12 protein-coding genes are annotated in these 15500 nt (G+C 74.2%); 9 read left to right on the plus strand and 3 right to left on the minus strand.

Annotated elements, in window-relative coordinates:
• Positions 1–26 precede the first annotated feature (26 nt).
• Together P696_RS0102875 and P696_RS0102880 are read left to right on the plus strand one after the other, a co-directional pair.
• Positions 27–1265 (plus strand): cytochrome P450, encoded by a 1239-nt coding sequence (locus tag P696_RS0102875; RefSeq protein WP_051466660.1) that lies wholly within the window; start codon positions 27–29, stop codon positions 1263–1265.
• Positions 1266–1332: 67 nt separating this feature from the next.
• On the plus strand, positions 1333–3066 hold the full coding sequence (locus P696_RS0102880; RefSeq protein WP_245627475.1) for a cytochrome P450 family protein: 1734 nt from the start codon (positions 1333–1335) through the stop codon (positions 3064–3066).
• Between the two features lie 76 nt (positions 3067–3142).
• On the opposite strand, the gene P696_RS0102885 is transcribed toward P696_RS0102880, so the two are convergent.
• Both P696_RS0102885 and P696_RS0102890 read right to left on the minus strand, forming a co-directional pair.
• Complete coding sequence (locus tag P696_RS0102885; protein ID WP_026411154.1) at positions 3143–4015, minus strand: alpha/beta fold hydrolase; 873 nt, start codon at positions 4013–4015, stop codon at positions 3143–3145.
• Between the two features lie 10 nt (positions 4016–4025).
• Positions 4026–4892, minus strand: coding sequence for a methyltransferase domain-containing protein (locus P696_RS0102890; protein ID WP_051466661.1), 867 nt, complete (start codon positions 4890–4892; stop codon positions 4026–4028).
• A 174-nt stretch (positions 4893–5066) separates the two neighbouring features.
• Here P696_RS0102890 and P696_RS0102895 point away from each other — a divergent pair, with 174 nt between their 5' ends.
• Genes P696_RS0102895 through P696_RS42840 form a run of 3 tightly spaced genes read left to right on the plus strand, consistent with a single transcriptional unit; the run spans position 5067 to position 9245 of the window.
• The gene (locus P696_RS0102895) at positions 5067–6482 is read left to right on the plus strand and encodes an NAD(P)/FAD-dependent oxidoreductase (protein ID WP_026411156.1); all 1416 of its coding nucleotides are present in this window, start codon (positions 5067–5069) and stop codon (positions 6480–6482) included.
• Positions 6483–6497: 15 nt separating this feature from the next.
• Positions 6498–8903, plus strand: coding sequence for a type I polyketide synthase (locus tag P696_RS42835; protein ID WP_064743850.1), 2406 nt, complete (start codon positions 6498–6500; stop codon positions 8901–8903).
• Positions 8904–8921: 18 nt separating this feature from the next.
• Entirely contained in the window at positions 8922–9245 is a 324-nt protein-coding gene (locus P696_RS42840; protein WP_034482766.1) for an acyl carrier protein, read from the plus strand.
• 111 nt (positions 9246–9356) lie between these two features.
• On the opposite strand, the gene P696_RS0102905 is transcribed toward P696_RS42840, so the two are convergent.
• A complete protein-coding gene (locus P696_RS0102905) occupies positions 9357–10652 on the minus strand; it encodes an activator-dependent family glycosyltransferase (RefSeq protein ID WP_026411157.1) in 1296 nt (431 codons plus the stop codon).
• Positions 10653–10760: 108 nt separating this feature from the next.
• On the opposite strand from P696_RS0102905, the gene P696_RS0102910 reads away from it, so the two are divergent.
• Genes P696_RS0102910 through P696_RS0102925 form a run of 4 tightly spaced genes read left to right on the plus strand, consistent with a single transcriptional unit; the run spans position 10761 to position 15442 of the window.
• Positions 10761–11729, plus strand: coding sequence for a putative sugar O-methyltransferase (locus P696_RS0102910; protein WP_245627476.1), 969 nt, complete (start codon positions 10761–10763; stop codon positions 11727–11729).
• A 4-nt stretch (positions 11730–11733) separates the two neighbouring features.
• Complete coding sequence (locus P696_RS42845) at positions 11734–12735, plus strand: NAD-dependent epimerase/dehydratase family protein (RefSeq protein ID WP_034482767.1); 1002 nt, start codon at positions 11734–11736, stop codon at positions 12733–12735.
• Positions 12732–14048, plus strand: coding sequence for a lipopolysaccharide biosynthesis protein RfbH (gene rfbH, locus P696_RS0102920; RefSeq protein ID WP_026411159.1), 1317 nt, complete (start codon positions 12732–12734; stop codon positions 14046–14048). The genes P696_RS42845 and rfbH overlap by 4 nt, the downstream gene beginning before the upstream one ends.
• Positions 14045–15442, plus strand: coding sequence for an NDP-hexose 2,3-dehydratase family protein (locus P696_RS0102925; protein WP_245627477.1), 1398 nt, complete (start codon positions 14045–14047; stop codon positions 15440–15442). Before rfbH ends, P696_RS0102925 begins: the two co-directional genes overlap by 4 nt.
• Positions 15443–15500 lie beyond the last annotated feature (58 nt).

Below are 15500 nucleotides of genomic sequence, written 5' to 3' on the forward strand. Positions count from 1 at the left end.
AAGGGCCGCGTCGGAGTGTGGGGCGCATGGAGAGCAGCGACGACAGGAGCGGCGCGGTGGCGGCGACGGATCCGCCGATCACGTTCCCCCGGGACGCCCGTCCCGGCCCGTTCGACCCGCCGGAGGTCCTGCGCGCGCTGCGGGAGAAGGCCCCGCTGGTGCCGATGCGGTTCGCCGACGGCCATGTGGGCTGGTTCGTGACGGGCTACACGGCGGTCCGGTCCATCCTCAGCGACCCCCGCTTCAGCGCCCGGCCCGAACGCCATCACCTCGTCGTCGAGCTGCCCATGGCGAACGCGTTCGCGGGCCGGCTGACGCTGAGCGTGTCGGGCATGTTCCACCTCCAGGACCCGCCCGAGCACACCCGCTACCGGCGCGCGCTGGCCGCCGAGTTCACCGTCCAGCGGATGAGGCGGCTCGAGCCGACGATCGCCGAGATCACCCGCGCCTGCCTGGACGACATGGCGCGGACGGGCCCGCCCGCCGACCTGGTGGAGGAGTTCGCCTTCCCCGTCCCGTCGCTGGTGACGTGCGAGCTGCTCGGGATCGACCGGGACGACCGGGAGGGCTTCCGCTGGGCGGTCGCCACGCTGTCGCGCTGGGAGAGCGGCGTCGAGGAGACCCGGAACGCGCTGGACACCGTCCTCGGGTTCTTCCCGCCGCTGATCCGGCAGCGCCGCGAACGTCCCGGCGACGACCTGATCAGCAGGCTGATCGCGGCGAACACCATGACCGACGAGGAGCTCGCCACGGTCGGCTACATCCTGTTCGCGGGCGGCTTCGAGACGACGGCGAACATGCTGGCGCTCGGCACGTTCGCGTTGCTGGAGCACCCCGTCCAGCGGGAGGCGCTGCGCCGCGACCCCGGCCTCGTCGGCAACGCGGTCGAAGAACTGCTGCGCTACCTGACGATCGGGCACGTGGGCCCGCAGCGCGCCGCGACCGAGGACGTCGAGATCGAGGGCGTGCTGATCCGGAAGGGGCAGGCGGTCATGATGTCGCTGCCCGCCGCCAACCGCGACCCCGGGCACTTCGACGACCCCGAGACGCTCGACCTCACCCGGTCCGCGGGCGGCCACGTCGCGTTCGGGCACGGCGTGCACGGCTGCCTCGGCCAGCAGCTCGCCCGCGTGGTGATGCGGATCGCCTACCCGGCCCTCCTCGACCGCTTCCCGCGCCTGCGCCTGGCGGTGCCACCTGAGCGGGTGCCGACCAAGCAGAACGCGATGGCCTACGGCGTCCACCGGCTGCCGGTCGAGTGGTGACCGCGCCCTAGCCCCGCCGCGACCGTCCGGCACGACCCACCGAGACCATCCGCTGAGGAGTCCAACGATGGCAGAGCAGACGCTCGAGGACGCCCCCGGCCCGCTCGCGGGCGTGCTCGACGGCGCCGCGGGCGTCGCCGGGATCGCGCTGGAGTCGGCCTTCCCGCTCGGCGCCCGCCGGGACGCCTTCGCCGAGGCCTACCGGGTCCTGCGCCCCGGCGACCGGATGGCGGTCGCCGACCTCGTCCTGCCGGACGACCCGCGCGAGGAACGGATCCGCGCGCTGCACGGATGGCGGAGCGTCGCGTCCGCCGACGACTGGCACGACCGGCCCGGCTACGTCGCGGAGCTGCGCCGGGCGGGGTTCGTCGACGTCGAACTGCTGGACGTCACCGACGACGCCCACGAGCCGCTCCTGCTCGGCCTCCTCGAACGGCGGCTGAGAGCGGCGGACGGGCCGCTCCCCGCGCGCGACGAGACGCTCCAGGGCCTGGCCGGACTCGTCGCGAACACCGAACTGGTGATCGCGACGGCGACCCGGCCGGTGGACCCGCGCTCCCCGGACCTGATCGGCGACCCGTTCACCGCCTACGCCGAGATCCGGGAGCGGACCCGGCTCGTCCGGGCGAGCATGCCCGGCGTGGAGCCGTTCTGGATGGTCACCCGCTACGACGACGCCAAGCTCGTGCTGAGCGACCCGCGCTTCGTGGTGAACTCGGCGAACGTGCCCGGCGAGGCGGAGACCGCGAACCGGATCGAGCAGTACCAGCTCGCCAACGGCATCTCACCGGAGCACGTCGCGTTCTCCCGGGCGAACCTTCCGAGCCTGGACGGCGCCGACCACCAGCGGCTGCGCGGCCTGGTGTCCAAGGCGTTCACCCCCCGCCGCGTCGCCCGGCTGCGCCCGCGGGTCGCGGAGATCACCGCGCGCCTGCTGGACCGCCTCCCGGACCTGGCGGACGAGGACGGCGTCGTCGACCTGCTGCGGCACTTCGCGACCCCGCTGCCGCTGACCGTGATCTGCGAGCTGGTCGGCGTCCCGGAGGACGAGCGCGACCGGTTCCGCGTCGCGGTGTGGGAGTGGATGGCCGGCGCCGCCCCCGCCGGGCCCGGCCGGGGCGGGGAGCGGGAGACCGCGTTCGGCTACGTCCGCGGCCTGATCGAACGCCGCCGGACCCACCCCGAGGACGACCTGGCCTCGGCGCTGATCCGGGTGCACGACGAGGACGGGGAGCGGCTGACCGACTCCGAGCTGGTCTGGACGATCCTCACGCTGGTGGTGGCGGGCTACGAGACGACCATGCACTTCATCTCCAACGGGACCGTCGGCCTGCTCACCAACCCCGGCCAGCTCGCCCTGCTGCGGGACCACCCGGACCTGATGCCGCGCGCGGTCGAGGAACTGCTGCGCCGGTGCGATCCGGTCCTGGGCGCGCACTTCCGCTACGCGACCGAGGACGTCGAGATCGGCGGCGAGACCGTGGCGAAGGGCGAGGCCGTGATGCCCATCATCACCGGGGCCAACCACGACCCGCGCGTGTTCGACGACCCGGAACGGCTCGACCTCGCCCGGGACGGCGCCCGCGACCAGAGCCACCTCGGCTTCGGGCACGGGATGCACTTCTGCCTCGGCGCGGCATTGGCCCGCCAGGAGGCCGCGGTGGCGTTCGAGGGGCTGCTGCGGCGGTTCCCCGACCTCGCCCTGGCCGTCGAGCCCGGAGAGCTCCGGCACGGGCGCGAGCACCTCTGGAAGTTCCTCACGCTCCCGGTCCGCCTCGGCCCCGAGAGCCCTAAGCGCTGAGCGCTGAGCGCTGAGCGCGCTCCGGCGCCGAGCGGCCCCGGAGCGGGGACCGCTCAGCGCGATCATTGGCGGGTGGTCACGGGGCGGCCTCGCGGGCCAGGTCGAGCAGGTCCTTCGCGACCCGCTCCGGGTTCTCGCTGTGGAGATGGTGGTCCGACCCCATGTACCAGCGCACGGTGGCCCGGGAGAGCGCGGACGCGGCGCCGTCCACCCACTCGCGCGTCAGCCGGCTGCCCGCCACCGATCCCTCGTGGACGGCGGGCATCAGCATGACCGGGGCGGAGACCCTCGGGTACCACCGGTGCGGGCGCTCGTTCCACACGCACTCCAGGATCGACATGAAGTGCGGGTCCGGCAGGCGCGGGACCAGCAGGCCGTCCGGCCCGGGACGCAGGTCGGCCAGGTGCGCCTCGACCGCCGTCTCCGACCATCCCGGATGGGCCTTGCGGAGCTGGGCGCGGGTCTCCTCCGGCGTGTCGCCGCCGCGCCCCGCGATCCGCTGGGACGCCACCTCGCGCCAGCGGCCCATCCGCTCCGGCATCCGCGCCGCGATGTCCACCCAGCCGCCGTCGACGAGCGCGAGCCCGGCGACGAGGTCCGGGTGCTCGGCGGCCAGCCGCAGCGCGACGCCGCCGCCCCAGGAGTGGCCGGCCACCACGGCGGGCGCCAGGTCCAGGGCGGCGACGACCGCCGCGACGTCGGCGACCGCGGTGGCGGTGTCGTACCCGTCCTCGGGGCCGTCGGACTCGCCGTGCCCGCGCAGGTCGACGGCGTATGAGGGAAGGCCCTCCGCGGCGAGCAGCCCGGCGACCTCGTCCCACAGCAGGGCGTTGGACGCCAGGCCGTGGAGCAGGAGGAACGCCGGGCGGCGGTCGCCCGGCCGGTGCCGGACGCGCAGCCGCACGCCCGGCGCGACCGGGACGCGGAGATCTCGGTGACCGCCCGTCATCGGCACGCCCTCAGGGGCGGCGCGCCGTGATCAGCACGTACCCGAGCTCCGGCATCCGGGCGATCTTCTCCTGGTTGCCGATCAGGAGCTCGTAGCCCTCGGTGCCGAGGATCGTGACGAACTGGTCGCGGCGGGACCGCAGGCCCGCGGCGAACGCGGCGTTCGTCGGGAACGTCTCCACGGTGACGTCCCGGATGTTCTCCGGGACGAGCCCGGCCCGCTCCAGCACACCCGCGTAGTCGTCGATCGGGGTGAGCGAGGCGTACACGGTGCTGTACTGCGCGCCGACGTCCTTCGTGCGGTCCTCGGGTTCCTTGTAGACCATGTCCGCGATCGGGACGCGCCCGCCGGGCCGCACGACGCGGGCCACCTCCGACAGCACCTGGACCTTGTCGGGCATGTGCAGCATGGACTCCAGCGCCCACGCGCCGTCGAACGACGCCGCCTCGAAGGGCAGGTCCATCGCGTTGACCACCTGGAACGAGACGCGGTCGGCCACGCCCTCGGCGCGGGCGCGCTCGTTGGCGCGCGCGACCTGGCGCTCGCTGACCGAGATGCCGAGGACCTCGACCTCGCACGCCCTGGCGAGCTGCAGCGCGGGCGTCCCGTTCCCGCAGCCCACGTCCAGGACGCGGTCGCCGGGCTTCGGATCGAGCCGCCGGATCATCTCGGCGGTCATCTCGACGGCGGCCTCGTCGAAACTCCGGTCGTCGTTCTCGTCGCGCCACAGGCCGTAATGCAGATTGCCGTCCCAGAGTTCCGCCATCACGTCGAAAATGCCGTGATCGTAGTAGTACCCGATCGTGCGGGTGTCCGGCGGTCTTCTCTCTTCGGCAATGACGATGGAACGCAGTTTCGTGTCGTCTTCTGTCGCCATGCTTGCATGGTCCCCAACGGGTCGCGGGGCGGCCACCCCTGACCACCCCTACCGCACCCCTATTCGACCGGGCCGCCATTTTTGAATTAGCCGGACTTTAGCGGGCCGAGAGATATTGGCGCGCAGGAGTGTGCATGGGAGAAGAGGCGGTATGGCACAGGGGGAATCAGGGGCATGAGCCGATCCTCACACGCGGTCGTCCTCGGCGGCGGCCTGGCGGGCACGCTGGCCGCGCACGCGCTGGCCCGGCACGCGGGCTCGGTGACCGTCCTGGAACGCGACGTCCTCCCCGAGGGCCCCGGGCACCGGCGCGGCGTCCCGCAGGCGCGGCACGCCCACCTGCTCTGGTCCAACGGCGCGCGCGTCATCGACGCCCTGCTGCCCGGCACCACCGACCGGCTGCTCGCCGCGGGCGCGCGCCGGATCGGCTTCCAGGGCGACCAGGTGACGCTGACGGTCCGGGGATGGCAGCACCGGTTCGAACCGACCCAGTTCGCCGTCCTGTGCACCCGCCCGCTGCTGGACTGGATCGTCCGCGACCAGGTCCTGCGGACCGGCCGCCTCCACCTGCGGCAGGGCGCGGAGGCCGTGGCGCTGCGCGCGGGCGGGGGCCGGATCACCGGCGTCCGGGTGCGCGAGGCCGACGGCCGCGAGACCGACGTCGACGCGGACCTGGTGGTGGACGCCACCGGGCGCGCCTCCGGCCTCAGGCACTGGCTGGCGGACCTGGACGTCCGGCCGCCCGACAAGGACGTCGTCGACGCGGGCATCGGGTACGCCACCCGGCTGTTCGCCGCGCCGCCCGGGGCGACCGGCGCGTTCCCCGCCGTCAACGTCGGCGCGCCCCACGACCCGGACGAACCGGCCCACTTCGGCGTGGTCTACCCGGTCGAGGACGACCGCTGGATCGTCACGCTGTCGTGCACCCGGGGCGGGACACTGCCCGCCCACGAGGACGACTTCGAGGCGTTCGCGCGGGCCCGCCTCGGCCACCCGCTCGTCGCCGACCTCATCGGCTCCGTCGAACCGCTGACCCCGGTGTTCCACTCGCGCTCCGGCGCCAACCGGCGGCTGTACCCCGAGCGCCATGACGGCTGGCCCGACGGCCTGCTCGTCGTCGGCGACTCGCTCACCGCGTTCAACCCCGTCTACGGCCACGGCATGAGCGCCGCCGCGCGCTGCGCCGCGGCGCTCGACCGCGAGCTGGCGGCGGGCGCCGACACCCGGCGGATCCAGGAGGCGATCGGCGCGGCCGTGGACGACCCGTGGATCCTGGCGGCGTCCAAGGACGCCGGGTACGCCGGCTGCCGGATCGACGCGACCGACCCGCGGCTGGTCGGCGAGCACACCGCGCAGCAGATGCGGTTCGCCGACGCCATCATCGACAAGTCGCTCGTCGCCCCCGAGGTGTGCGCCACCGTGACCGGGGTGATCAGCCTGTCCGCGGGCCAGGCCGAGCTGGGGTCCAGCCGCTTCCTCTCCCTGATGCACCGGGAGGGCTCCCTGCCGAAGCTGTCCGGGCCGCCGCTGCGCCCCGAGGAACTCGACCTCGTGCGGCTGCCCGCCTACCGGCGCGTCCCGTCCGCCTAGCCGGAGAGGGCCAGCATGGCGACCGAAGAAGAGCTCGTCGACTACCTGAGATGGACCACCGCCGAGCTGCACGAGGCCCGGCGGCGGCTGCGCGAGCGCGAGGAGCGAGACCGGGAGCCGATCGCGATCGTGGCGATGGCCTGCCGGTTCCCCGGTGGCGCGCGCTCGCCGGAGGAGCTGTGGCGGCTGGTCGCCGAGGGCCGGGACGCGATCGGCGGCTTCCCCGCCGACCGGGGCTGGGACCTCGACGGGCTCCGCGCCCCGGACGGGGCCCCGCGCGACCGCGCGGGCGGTTTCCTCTACGACGCCCTGGACTTCGACGCGGCCTTCTTCGGCATGGGCCGGAGCGAGGCGCTCGCGACCGAGCCGCAGCAGCGGATCCTCCTCGAGCTCGCCTGGGAGGCCGTCGAGCGCGCGGGCCTCGACCCGCACGGCCTGCGCGGCACCCGCACCGGCGTCTACACCGGCATGACCACGCACGACTACATGGCCCGGCTGCCCGAGCTGGGCCGGGCCGCGGACGGCGTGCTCGGGCACCTCGGGTCCGGCGTCTCCGGCGCGCTCGCGTCCGGCCGGGTGTCCCGCGCGCTCGGCCTGGAGGGCCCCGCGGTGACGGTGGACACGGCCTGCTCGTCCGCGCTGGTGGCGATGCACCTCGCCATGCAGGCGCTGCGGCGCGGGGAGTGCGCGCTCGCGCTCGCGGGCGGCGCGACCGTCCTCGCGACCCCCGGCCTGTACCTGGAGTACTCGGCGCAGCCCGGGATGCTCTCCGCCGACGGACGCTGCCGTCCCTTCGCGGCGGGCGCGGACGGCATGGTGTGGGGCGAGGGCGCGGGCCTGGTGCTGCTGGAACGCCTGTCGGACGCCCGGCGGGCCGGGCATCCGGTGCTGGCCCTGATCCGCGGCTCGGCGGTCAACCAGGACGGCGACAGCGGCGGGTTCACCGCCCCGCACGGCCCGGCGCAGCAGCGGCTGATCCGCGAGGCGCTGGCCGACGCCCGGCTGACCCCCGCCGACGTGGACGCCGTCGAGGCGCACGGAACCGGCACCACCATGGGCGACCTGATCGAGGCGCAGGCGCTGCTCGCCACCTACGGGCGGGACCGGCCGTCCGGTCGTCCGGTGCTGCTGGGCTCGGTGAAGTCCAACATCGGGCACACGCAGGCGGCGTCCGGGATGGCCTCGCTCGTCAAGGCGGTGCTCGCCATGCGGCACGCGACGCTGCCCGCCACGCTGAACATCGACCGGCCCAACCCGTTCGTCGACTGGTCGGCGGGGGAGGCGCGGCTGCTCACCGAGGCGGAGGAGTGGCCGGAGCACGGCCGTCCGCGCCGGGCCGGGGTGTCGTCCTTCGGCGTCTCGGGCACCAACGCCCACCTGATCCTTGAAGCGCCCCCCGAACCCGGGGACCGGGACGAGGCCGCCGCGCCCGTCCGCGTCGTCCCGTGGGTCGTCTCGGCCCGGAGTGAGCGCGCGCTGCGCGCCCAGGCGGCGGCGCTGGCGGCGCACGTGTCCGAGGGCCCGGAGGGCTCGGCGGCCGACGTGGCCTGGTCGCTGGCGACGACGCGGACGGCGTTCGAGCACCGCGCGGTCGTCGTCGGCGAGGACCATGAGGAACTCGCCGCGGCCCTGCGCGTGGTCGCGGCGGACGGCCCGACTCCTTCCCTGGGCGGCAGGACGGCCTGGGTGTTCGGCGGGGAGAGTCCCGTCCCGGGCACCGGCGTGGAGCTGTACGGACGGTTCCCGGCCTTCGCCGCCGCCGTGGACGAGATGTGCGCGCTGCTCGGCGGCCGGACGGACCGTCCGGCGAAGGAGGTCCTCCTCGCCGGGCGTCCGGGGCCGGACGAGCCGCCGGTGGCGCTGTTCGCGCTGCAGATCGGGCTCGTCCGGCTGCTGGAGGCGGCCGGCCTGCGGCCCGACCTGGTGGTCGGGCACTCGACCGGCGAGCTCGCCGCCGCGCACGCGGCCGGTGCGCTCGACCTGGCGGACGCCTGCGGGCTGCTCGCCGGAACCGGCGACGGCGAGCCCCGGCGCGGCGCTCCGCGCGTCCCGGTCGTCGCCTCGGTCACCGACCTCGGCGACGCCGACGTGCTGCTCGAACTCGGCCCCCGCTCCCCGGCGGCGGACGCCGCCGGTCTCCCCGAGACGCTGGCGGTGCCCGGCGGCGACGGCTCCGAGGCGCGGGCGCTGTTCACCGCCCTGGCCAGGCTGGACGCCCGGGGCACCGCTGTCGGCTGGGCCGGGCTCATGGACCGGGAACCGCCGCCTCGCACGGTCCCGCTGCCCACCTACGCGTTCCAGCGCGAGCGGTACTGGCTGTACGACGCCGTGCCGGGGACCCCGGACGCCGAGGCGGAAGGGAGGCTGCGGCGAGGACGGACGGCACCCACGCAAGGGACCGAAACGGTTGTCGAGAACTGAAGGAACGGTGATACCGGCATGGACGTGGCAGAACTGCAACGCTCGCTGGCGAGCGGCGACGAGGCGGAGCGGGCGCGGCTGCTCCGGGAGACGATCCGGACGCATGTGGCGGCGCTGCTGTCGCTGACCTCGGTCGAGGACGACGGCAACTTCCTGGACCTCGGCCTGAACTCGCTGTCCGCCCTGGAGCTGACCAAGAACCTGATGACGATCACCGAGCTGGAGATCCCGCTGGTGACGATCGTGGACCACCCGACCCCGGCCGAGCTCGCGGGCCACCTGGCCGCGGAGTACACCCGCGCGAGCACGGGCGCGAGCGCGGGCGAGGGCGTTCCCAAGTAGCCCGCGGGAGTCCCGAACCGGCCCGCAGTGGGCGAAGGGCCGGCGCGAAAGCGCCGGCCCTCTTCGCGTCCCCGCGTCCCGCTCGTTCAGCCGCGGGCGGGGGACGGCCGTTCAGCGGCGGTGCCGCGCCGCCAGCCGCTCCAGCTCGGGGACCAGCTCGGCCGGGCTCGGCTGGCCGGTCATCTCCTGCCGCACCCTGCGCGCGCCGGTCTGGAACGCCGGGTCGTGCAGCAGCAGTTCCAGGGCCGCGCCGACCTTCGCGCCGGTCACCTCGTCCGGGGGGATCGACAGGCCCGCACCGGTGTCGGCGAGGTGCCTGCTCTTCAGGTGCGCGTCCGGGGCGATGCTGACGATCAGCTGGGGCACCCCGTGCAGCAGGGAGATGTTGAACCCGCCGGGGCTGCCCTGGTGGATCACCGCCGAGCAGGACGGCACGACGCACTGGAGCGGGACGAAGTCCACGATCCGGGTGTTGGCCGGGATCCGCGCCAGCCGCTCGCGGTCCTCGTCCGGCAGGGTGACCACGAGCTCGATGTCGAGGCCCGCCACCGCGTCCAGGGTGTCCTGGACCTGCTCGACCGACATGATCCGCTGGTGCCCCCACTCGCGGACCGAGAGCCCGAACGTCATCAGGACGCGCGGCGCGGTGGGGGCCTCCCACAGCCACTCGGGGTGCACGGCCGCGCCGTTGTAGGGGACGTACCGGGTGGAGATGTAGTTCAGCCCGGTGTCGACGCGGAACGAGGCGGGCAGCTGGTCGATCGTGAAGTGCCCGGTGAACAGGTTCTCGGAGAAGTCCAGCTCGTACTTGTCGGTCCAGCCGGTGGCCCACTCGCGCAGGGGGTCGCGGCGGGCGCCCGGCGGCCGCCCCTCCTTGAGCCGGACGAACCGCGCGCGCATCTGGGCGTCGGTGTCGTGGGAGTACAGCACCCGCCCGCTCGCCGCCCCGGTCGTCGCGGCGGCGATCGCCCCGGCGTAGCTGGCGGCGTCCCAGAGCACCAGGTCGGGCTGCCAGCGGCGGGCGAACGCCACCAGGTCGTCGATCATCGAGTCGTTCATCAGCCCGGCCGCCGGGGCGATCGCGACCTCGTACAGGCGGCTGAGGTCGTCCCAGCCGAGCAGCCGGCCCTGGCCCGCGACCCGCTGGTGCTTCGGCCCGCCCGCCTCCCGCTGCCACTGCTCGACCGACCCGTGGTCCCGCTCCGCCATGGCGCGCCGGGTCTTCTCCTTGAGCGTCTCGGCGGAACCGACCGGGACGGCGGTGAGGCCCGCCCGGGTGATGGTGTCCACCAGCTCCGGCCCGCTCGCCACGCGCACTTCGTGGCCCGCGGCGCCCAGCGCCCAGGCCAGCGGCACGCTGTTGAAGAAATGCGTGTTCCCCGGGAAGGAAGTGAATAGTACGTGCATGCCGCCGAGGTTACGATGGCGTCGCGCGAGGGCATACCCCTATTTCGGAACGTCCTTTCGCATTCTTTTCCGCCCAGGGGTTTTAGGGCGCTTTTAGCGCGGTGCCGGATGCTGACGGTGTCGGTGTACCTGGCCGGCGCGGCGCTGATCCGGGCGGAGAGGAACGAGATGGCTCGCAATCTTCAGGCCAGCCCCCAGTGGGAGCGAATCCAGCGGGGCTGGGTCACCGAGGACGCGTCCGCCGATCTGACGGGCTTCAAGTCGGACGAGCGGAACTTCAACATTTCCCTGTGGAGCCCCGAGGCGAACGGGGTGCGGTACCTCAAGACGCTCGTCTACCAGCTCGCGACGAGCCTCGGGGAGGCCGACAGGGAGCGGCTGCGCAGGATCGGCAACCGTGAGTTCGGCGACCCCCTGACCGTCCGGGTGGACGGCGAGCCGGTCTGCCTGGACTACCTGCAGGCCGTGCTGGAACTGGGGTTCATCCGGCGGCGGCTGGGGCTCGACCGCGCCCGCGTGCTGGAGATCGGCGCCGGGTACGGGCGGACGTGCCACGCGATGCTGTCCAACCACGACCTCGCCGAGTACTGGATCGTGGACCTGACCAACACCCTGCGGATCAGCAGGGAGTACCTGCGCGCCGTCCTGGACGACGCCGACTTCGCGAAGGTCCGGTTCGTGGACGTGCGCGACATCGACCAGGTGGTCGGGGCCGAGCGCTTCGACCTGTGCGTCAACATCCACTCCTTCACCGAGATGACGCCCGAGACCGTCCGGGACTACCTGGACCTGATCGACGAGAAGTGCGCCGCGTTCTACGTCAAGAACCCCGTCGGCAAGTTCCTGGACCCCAGGCTGGACGGCCACTTCAAGGGCCACGAGGCCGTCGAGGAGGCGCTGCGCACCGGGCCCCTGCGCCGGGTGCTGGACATCTTCGACGAGCAGGCGGTCGCCTCGGCCGTGCCCGAGTTCGTCACCGCCTACCAGCCCGGCGACGGCTGGGACTGTGTCGCGCACGACAGGGCCCTCCCGTGGAGCTACTTCTGGCAGGCGCTCTACGAGAACGGCGGCGGGTGACGCGATGACCGCGCGCTCGATCGTGGTGCTGGGCGCTTCGGGCTTCCTCGGACGGCACGTCCACGCCGCCCTCGCCGCCGCCGGGGACCGGGTCACGCCCGTGTCGCGGACCACCGGGGAGGGGCTCGACCTCGTCCGGGCCGGACGGGACGACCTCGCCCGGCTGTGCCGCGGGGCGGACGCCGTGGTGAACGCCGCCGGAGCGGTCTGGGGCGGCACCGAGCGGGAGATGACCGAGCTGAACACCGACCTGGTCGGCAGGCTCGTGGACGTCCTGGCCGGGCTGCCCGCGCCGCCCCGGCTCGTCCAGCTGGGCAGCGCCTACGAGTACGGGCCGACGCTGCCGGGCCCGCCGGTCGGCGAGGACCGGCCGCCCGCCCCCGAGTCGGTGTACGGGCGCACCAAGCTGGCGGGCACGCGGACGGTCGTCCGGGCCGTCGAGGACGGCCGCCTGGACGCGACGGTCCTGCGCGTCTCGGTGGCGTGCGGTCCCGGCGCGCCGGGCGTGAGCCTGCCCGGGCTGGTCGCCGCGCACCTCGCCGCGGGCGGCGGCGACCTGCGGGTCGCGCCGCTGCGTGCCCACCGCGACCTGGTCGACGTCCGGGACGTCGCCGACGCCGTCGTCGCGGCCGTGGACAGGCCGCCGCACCGCGCGGGCCCGCCGGGCCGGGACGTCACCGCGGCCGGAACCCTGATCAACATCGGCGGCGGGACGGCCGTGCCCGTCCGCGAGCTGGTCGACCTGATGATCGCGCTGAGCGGCGTCCCGGTCCGCCTCGTGGAGGACGCGGGCCCGCCGCCGGACGGCGCGGACCCGGCCGGCCGGACCGCCCGGTCGGACGCGCGGTGGCAGTGCCTGGACATCGGCCGGGCCCGCCGGACGCTCGGCTGGACCCCGCGCCGGACGCTGGCCGAATCGATGCGCGACCTGCTCCTGGCCGAGGGGGCGCCGGTCACGGGCCGCCCGCCCGCGGCACGGGCCGCCGCTGGAAGGGACCGGAGATGAACGACCGCCGTGAGCACATCCTCGACGAGGTCCGCAAGCACCACCAGGACGCCCAGGACGCGCGGGGCTTCGTGCCCGGCGTCACCGAGATCTGGCCCTCCGGGGCCGTGCTGGACGAGGACGACCGCGTCGCGCTCGTCGAGGCCGCGCTGGACATGCGGATCGCCGCGGGCACGCTCTCGCGCCGCTTCGAGCGCGAGTTCGCCCGGCGGCTGGGCCGCCGCAAGGCGCACCTGACCAACTCCGGGTCGTCGGCGAACCTGCTGGCGGTGTCCTCGCTGACCTCGCCGATGCTCCAGGACCGGCGGCTGCGCCCGGGGGACGAGGTGATCACCGTGGCGGCGGGCTTCCCCACCACGGTCAACCCGATCCTGCAGAACGGCCTGGTCCCGGTGTTCGTCGACGTGGATCTGCGCACCTACAACACCACCGTCGAGCGGGTCGAGCGGGCGATCGGCCCGCGCACCCGGGCCGTCATCATGGCGCACACGCTCGGCAACCCGTTCGAGGCCGCCGAGATCGCGCGGCTCGCCGAGGAGCGCGAGCTGCTGCTCGTCGAGGACGACTGCGACGCGGTCGGCTCGACCTACGACGGGCGGCCCACCGGCACGTTCGGCGACCTCGCCACGGTCAGCTTCTACCCCGCGCACCACCTGACGATGGGGGAGGGCGGCTGCGTCCTGACCTCCAACCTCGTCCTGGCGCGGGTGGTGGAGTCGATGCGGGACTGGGGCCGGGACTGCTGGTGCGAGCCGGGCGAGAACGACACCTGCCACAAGCGGTTCGGCTACCAGCTGGGGACGCTGCCCGAGGGCTACGACCACAAGTACATCTTCTCCCACGTCGGCTACAACCTGAAGTCCACCGACCTGCAGGCCGCGCTCGGCCTGAGCCAGCTCGCCAAGCTCGACATGTTCTGCGCGGCGCGGCGGCACAACTGGCGGCGGCTGCGCCAGGGCCTGGACGGCCTGCCCTGGCTGATCCTCCCGGAACCCACCCCGCGCAGCGACCCGAGCTGGTTCGGATTCGTGATCACCGTCGACCCGGACGCGCCGTTCGGACGGGCCGACCTCGTCCGCTTCCTGGAGTCGCGGCGGATCGGCACGCGGCAGCTGTTCGCGGGGAACCTGACCCGGCACCCCGCCTACACCGGGCGGGCGCACCGGGTCGCGGGCGGCCTCGCCAACAGCGACCTCATCACCGAGCAGACGTTCTGGGTCGGCGTCTACCCGGGCCTGACCGACGACATGATCGACTACGTCGTCGCGTCGGTGACCGAGTTCGTCACCGGGTTCACGGGGGCGCGCCGATGATGCCGCGGGGAACGCTGACCCGGCAGCGCGACGACGGCAGCCTGCCCGAGCGCGTCGCGCGCTCGGCGGCCGCGCGGGACGGCGTGTCCGGGGACGTCCGAGACTTCCACGCCTGGTTCGCCGCGCGGCGCGCGGCGGGCCGGTTCGCGGTGGACCGCATCCCGTTCGACGAGCTGGACGGCTGGTCCTTCCAGGACGGCACGGGCGACCTCGCGCACCGCAGCGGCCGGTTCTTCACCGTCGAGGGCCTCAGCGCGAGCGTCGGGGACCCCGTCACCGCCCGCTGGCAGCAGCCCATCATCCGGCAGCCCGAGGTCGGCATCCTCGGCATCGTGGCCCGGGAGTTCGACGGGGTCCTGCATTTCCTCATGCAGGCGAAGATGGAACCGGGCAACCCCAACCTCCTGCAGCTCTCGCCGACCGTGCAGGCCACCCGCAGCAACTACACCGGCGTCCACCGGGGCGCGGCGGTCCGCCACCTGGAGTACTTCACCCGCACCGACGGCGCCCGGATCCTGTCGGACGGCCTCCAGTCCGAGCACGGCTCGTGGTTCTACCGCAAGCGCAACCGCAACATGATCGTCGAGGTGACGGGGGAGGTGCCGCCGCACGAGGACTTCCGCTGGCTCACCCTCGGCCAGATCGCCGAGCTGATGCGGTCGGACAACCTCGTCAACATGGACTCGCGGTCGGTGCTCGCCGGCCTGCCCGCCGACGTCGCGCGCCGGGCCCTGCACTCCGACACCGACCTGCTGTCGTGGCTGGCGCTGATGCGGTCCGCGCACACGGTCCGCACCGAGTGCGGCCCGCTGTCGGCGGTGTCCGGCTGGACGCGGAGCGCGGCGTCGATCGACCACGAGGACGGCCGCTACTTCCGGGTCGTGGCCGTGGCGGTGCGGGCGGGCAACCGCGAGGTGTCCCAGTGGACGCAGCCGCTGTTCGAGCCGCGCGGGGAGGGCGTGGTGGCCGTCCTGACCCGGCGGATCGAGGGCGTGCCGCACGTCCTCGTCCGCGCGAGGGCCGAGCCGGGTTTCCTGGACACCGTGGAGCTCGGTCCGACCGTCCAGTGCACGCCCGCCAACTACGCGCACCTGCCGCCCGCCGAGCACCCGCCGTTCCTGGCCGCGGTGACGGCCGCGGACCCCGCCCGGGTCCGCTACTCGGCGCTGCACTCGGAGGAGGGCGGCCGGTTCCTGAACGCCCAGAGCCGCTACATGGTGATCGACGCCGACGAGGCCACCGCGCCGCTGGACCCGCCGTTCGGCTTCCGCTGGGTGTCGCACGGCCAGCTCGCCGTCATGGGCCGCCACGGCCACTACGTCAACGTGCACCTGCGCACGCTGGTCGCGTGCCTCAACGCCCTGTGGGCGACGGCCCCGGCCGCCGGGGCCTGACCCCGCGAACCGCCACGCCCGGCCTACCCGGCGAGGCCCGGACGCTCCCTCCCGTGAG

Source organism: Actinomadura oligospora ATCC 43269 (genome assembly GCF_000518265.1).
In the GTDB taxonomy this organism is placed as follows: domain Bacteria; phylum Actinomycetota; class Actinomycetes; order Streptosporangiales; family Streptosporangiaceae; genus Spirillospora; species Spirillospora oligospora.

Coding starts and splice junctions, on each gene's coding strand:
- P696_RS0102875 (WP_051466660.1), top strand. CDS start 27: ATGGAGAGCAGCGACGACAGGAGCGGCGCGGTGGCGGCGACGGATCCG.
- P696_RS0102880 (WP_245627475.1), top strand. CDS start 1,333: ATGGCAGAGCAGACGCTCGAGGACGCCCCCGGCCCGCTCGCGGGCGTG.
- P696_RS0102885 (WP_026411154.1), bottom strand. CDS start 4,015: ATGACGGGCGGTCACCGAGATCTCCGCGTCCCGGTCGCGCCGGGCGTG.
- P696_RS0102890 (WP_051466661.1), bottom strand. CDS start 4,892: ATGGCGACAGAAGACGACACGAAACTGCGTTCCATCGTCATTGCCGAA.
- P696_RS0102895 (WP_026411156.1), top strand. CDS start 5,067: ATGAGCCGATCCTCACACGCGGTCGTCCTCGGCGGCGGCCTGGCGGGC.
- P696_RS42835 (WP_064743850.1), top strand. CDS start 6,498: ATGGCGACCGAAGAAGAGCTCGTCGACTACCTGAGATGGACCACCGCC.
- P696_RS42840 (WP_034482766.1), top strand. CDS start 8,922: ATGGACGTGGCAGAACTGCAACGCTCGCTGGCGAGCGGCGACGAGGCG.
- P696_RS0102905 (WP_026411157.1), bottom strand. CDS start 10,652: ATGCACGTACTATTCACTTCCTTCCCGGGGAACACGCATTTCTTCAAC.
- P696_RS0102910 (WP_245627476.1), top strand. CDS start 10,761: ATGCTGACGGTGTCGGTGTACCTGGCCGGCGCGGCGCTGATCCGGGCG.
- P696_RS42845 (WP_034482767.1), top strand. CDS start 11,734: ATGACCGCGCGCTCGATCGTGGTGCTGGGCGCTTCGGGCTTCCTCGGA.
- rfbH (WP_026411159.1), top strand. CDS start 12,732: ATGAACGACCGCCGTGAGCACATCCTCGACGAGGTCCGCAAGCACCAC.
- P696_RS0102925 (WP_245627477.1), top strand. CDS start 14,045: ATGATGCCGCGGGGAACGCTGACCCGGCAGCGCGACGACGGCAGCCTG.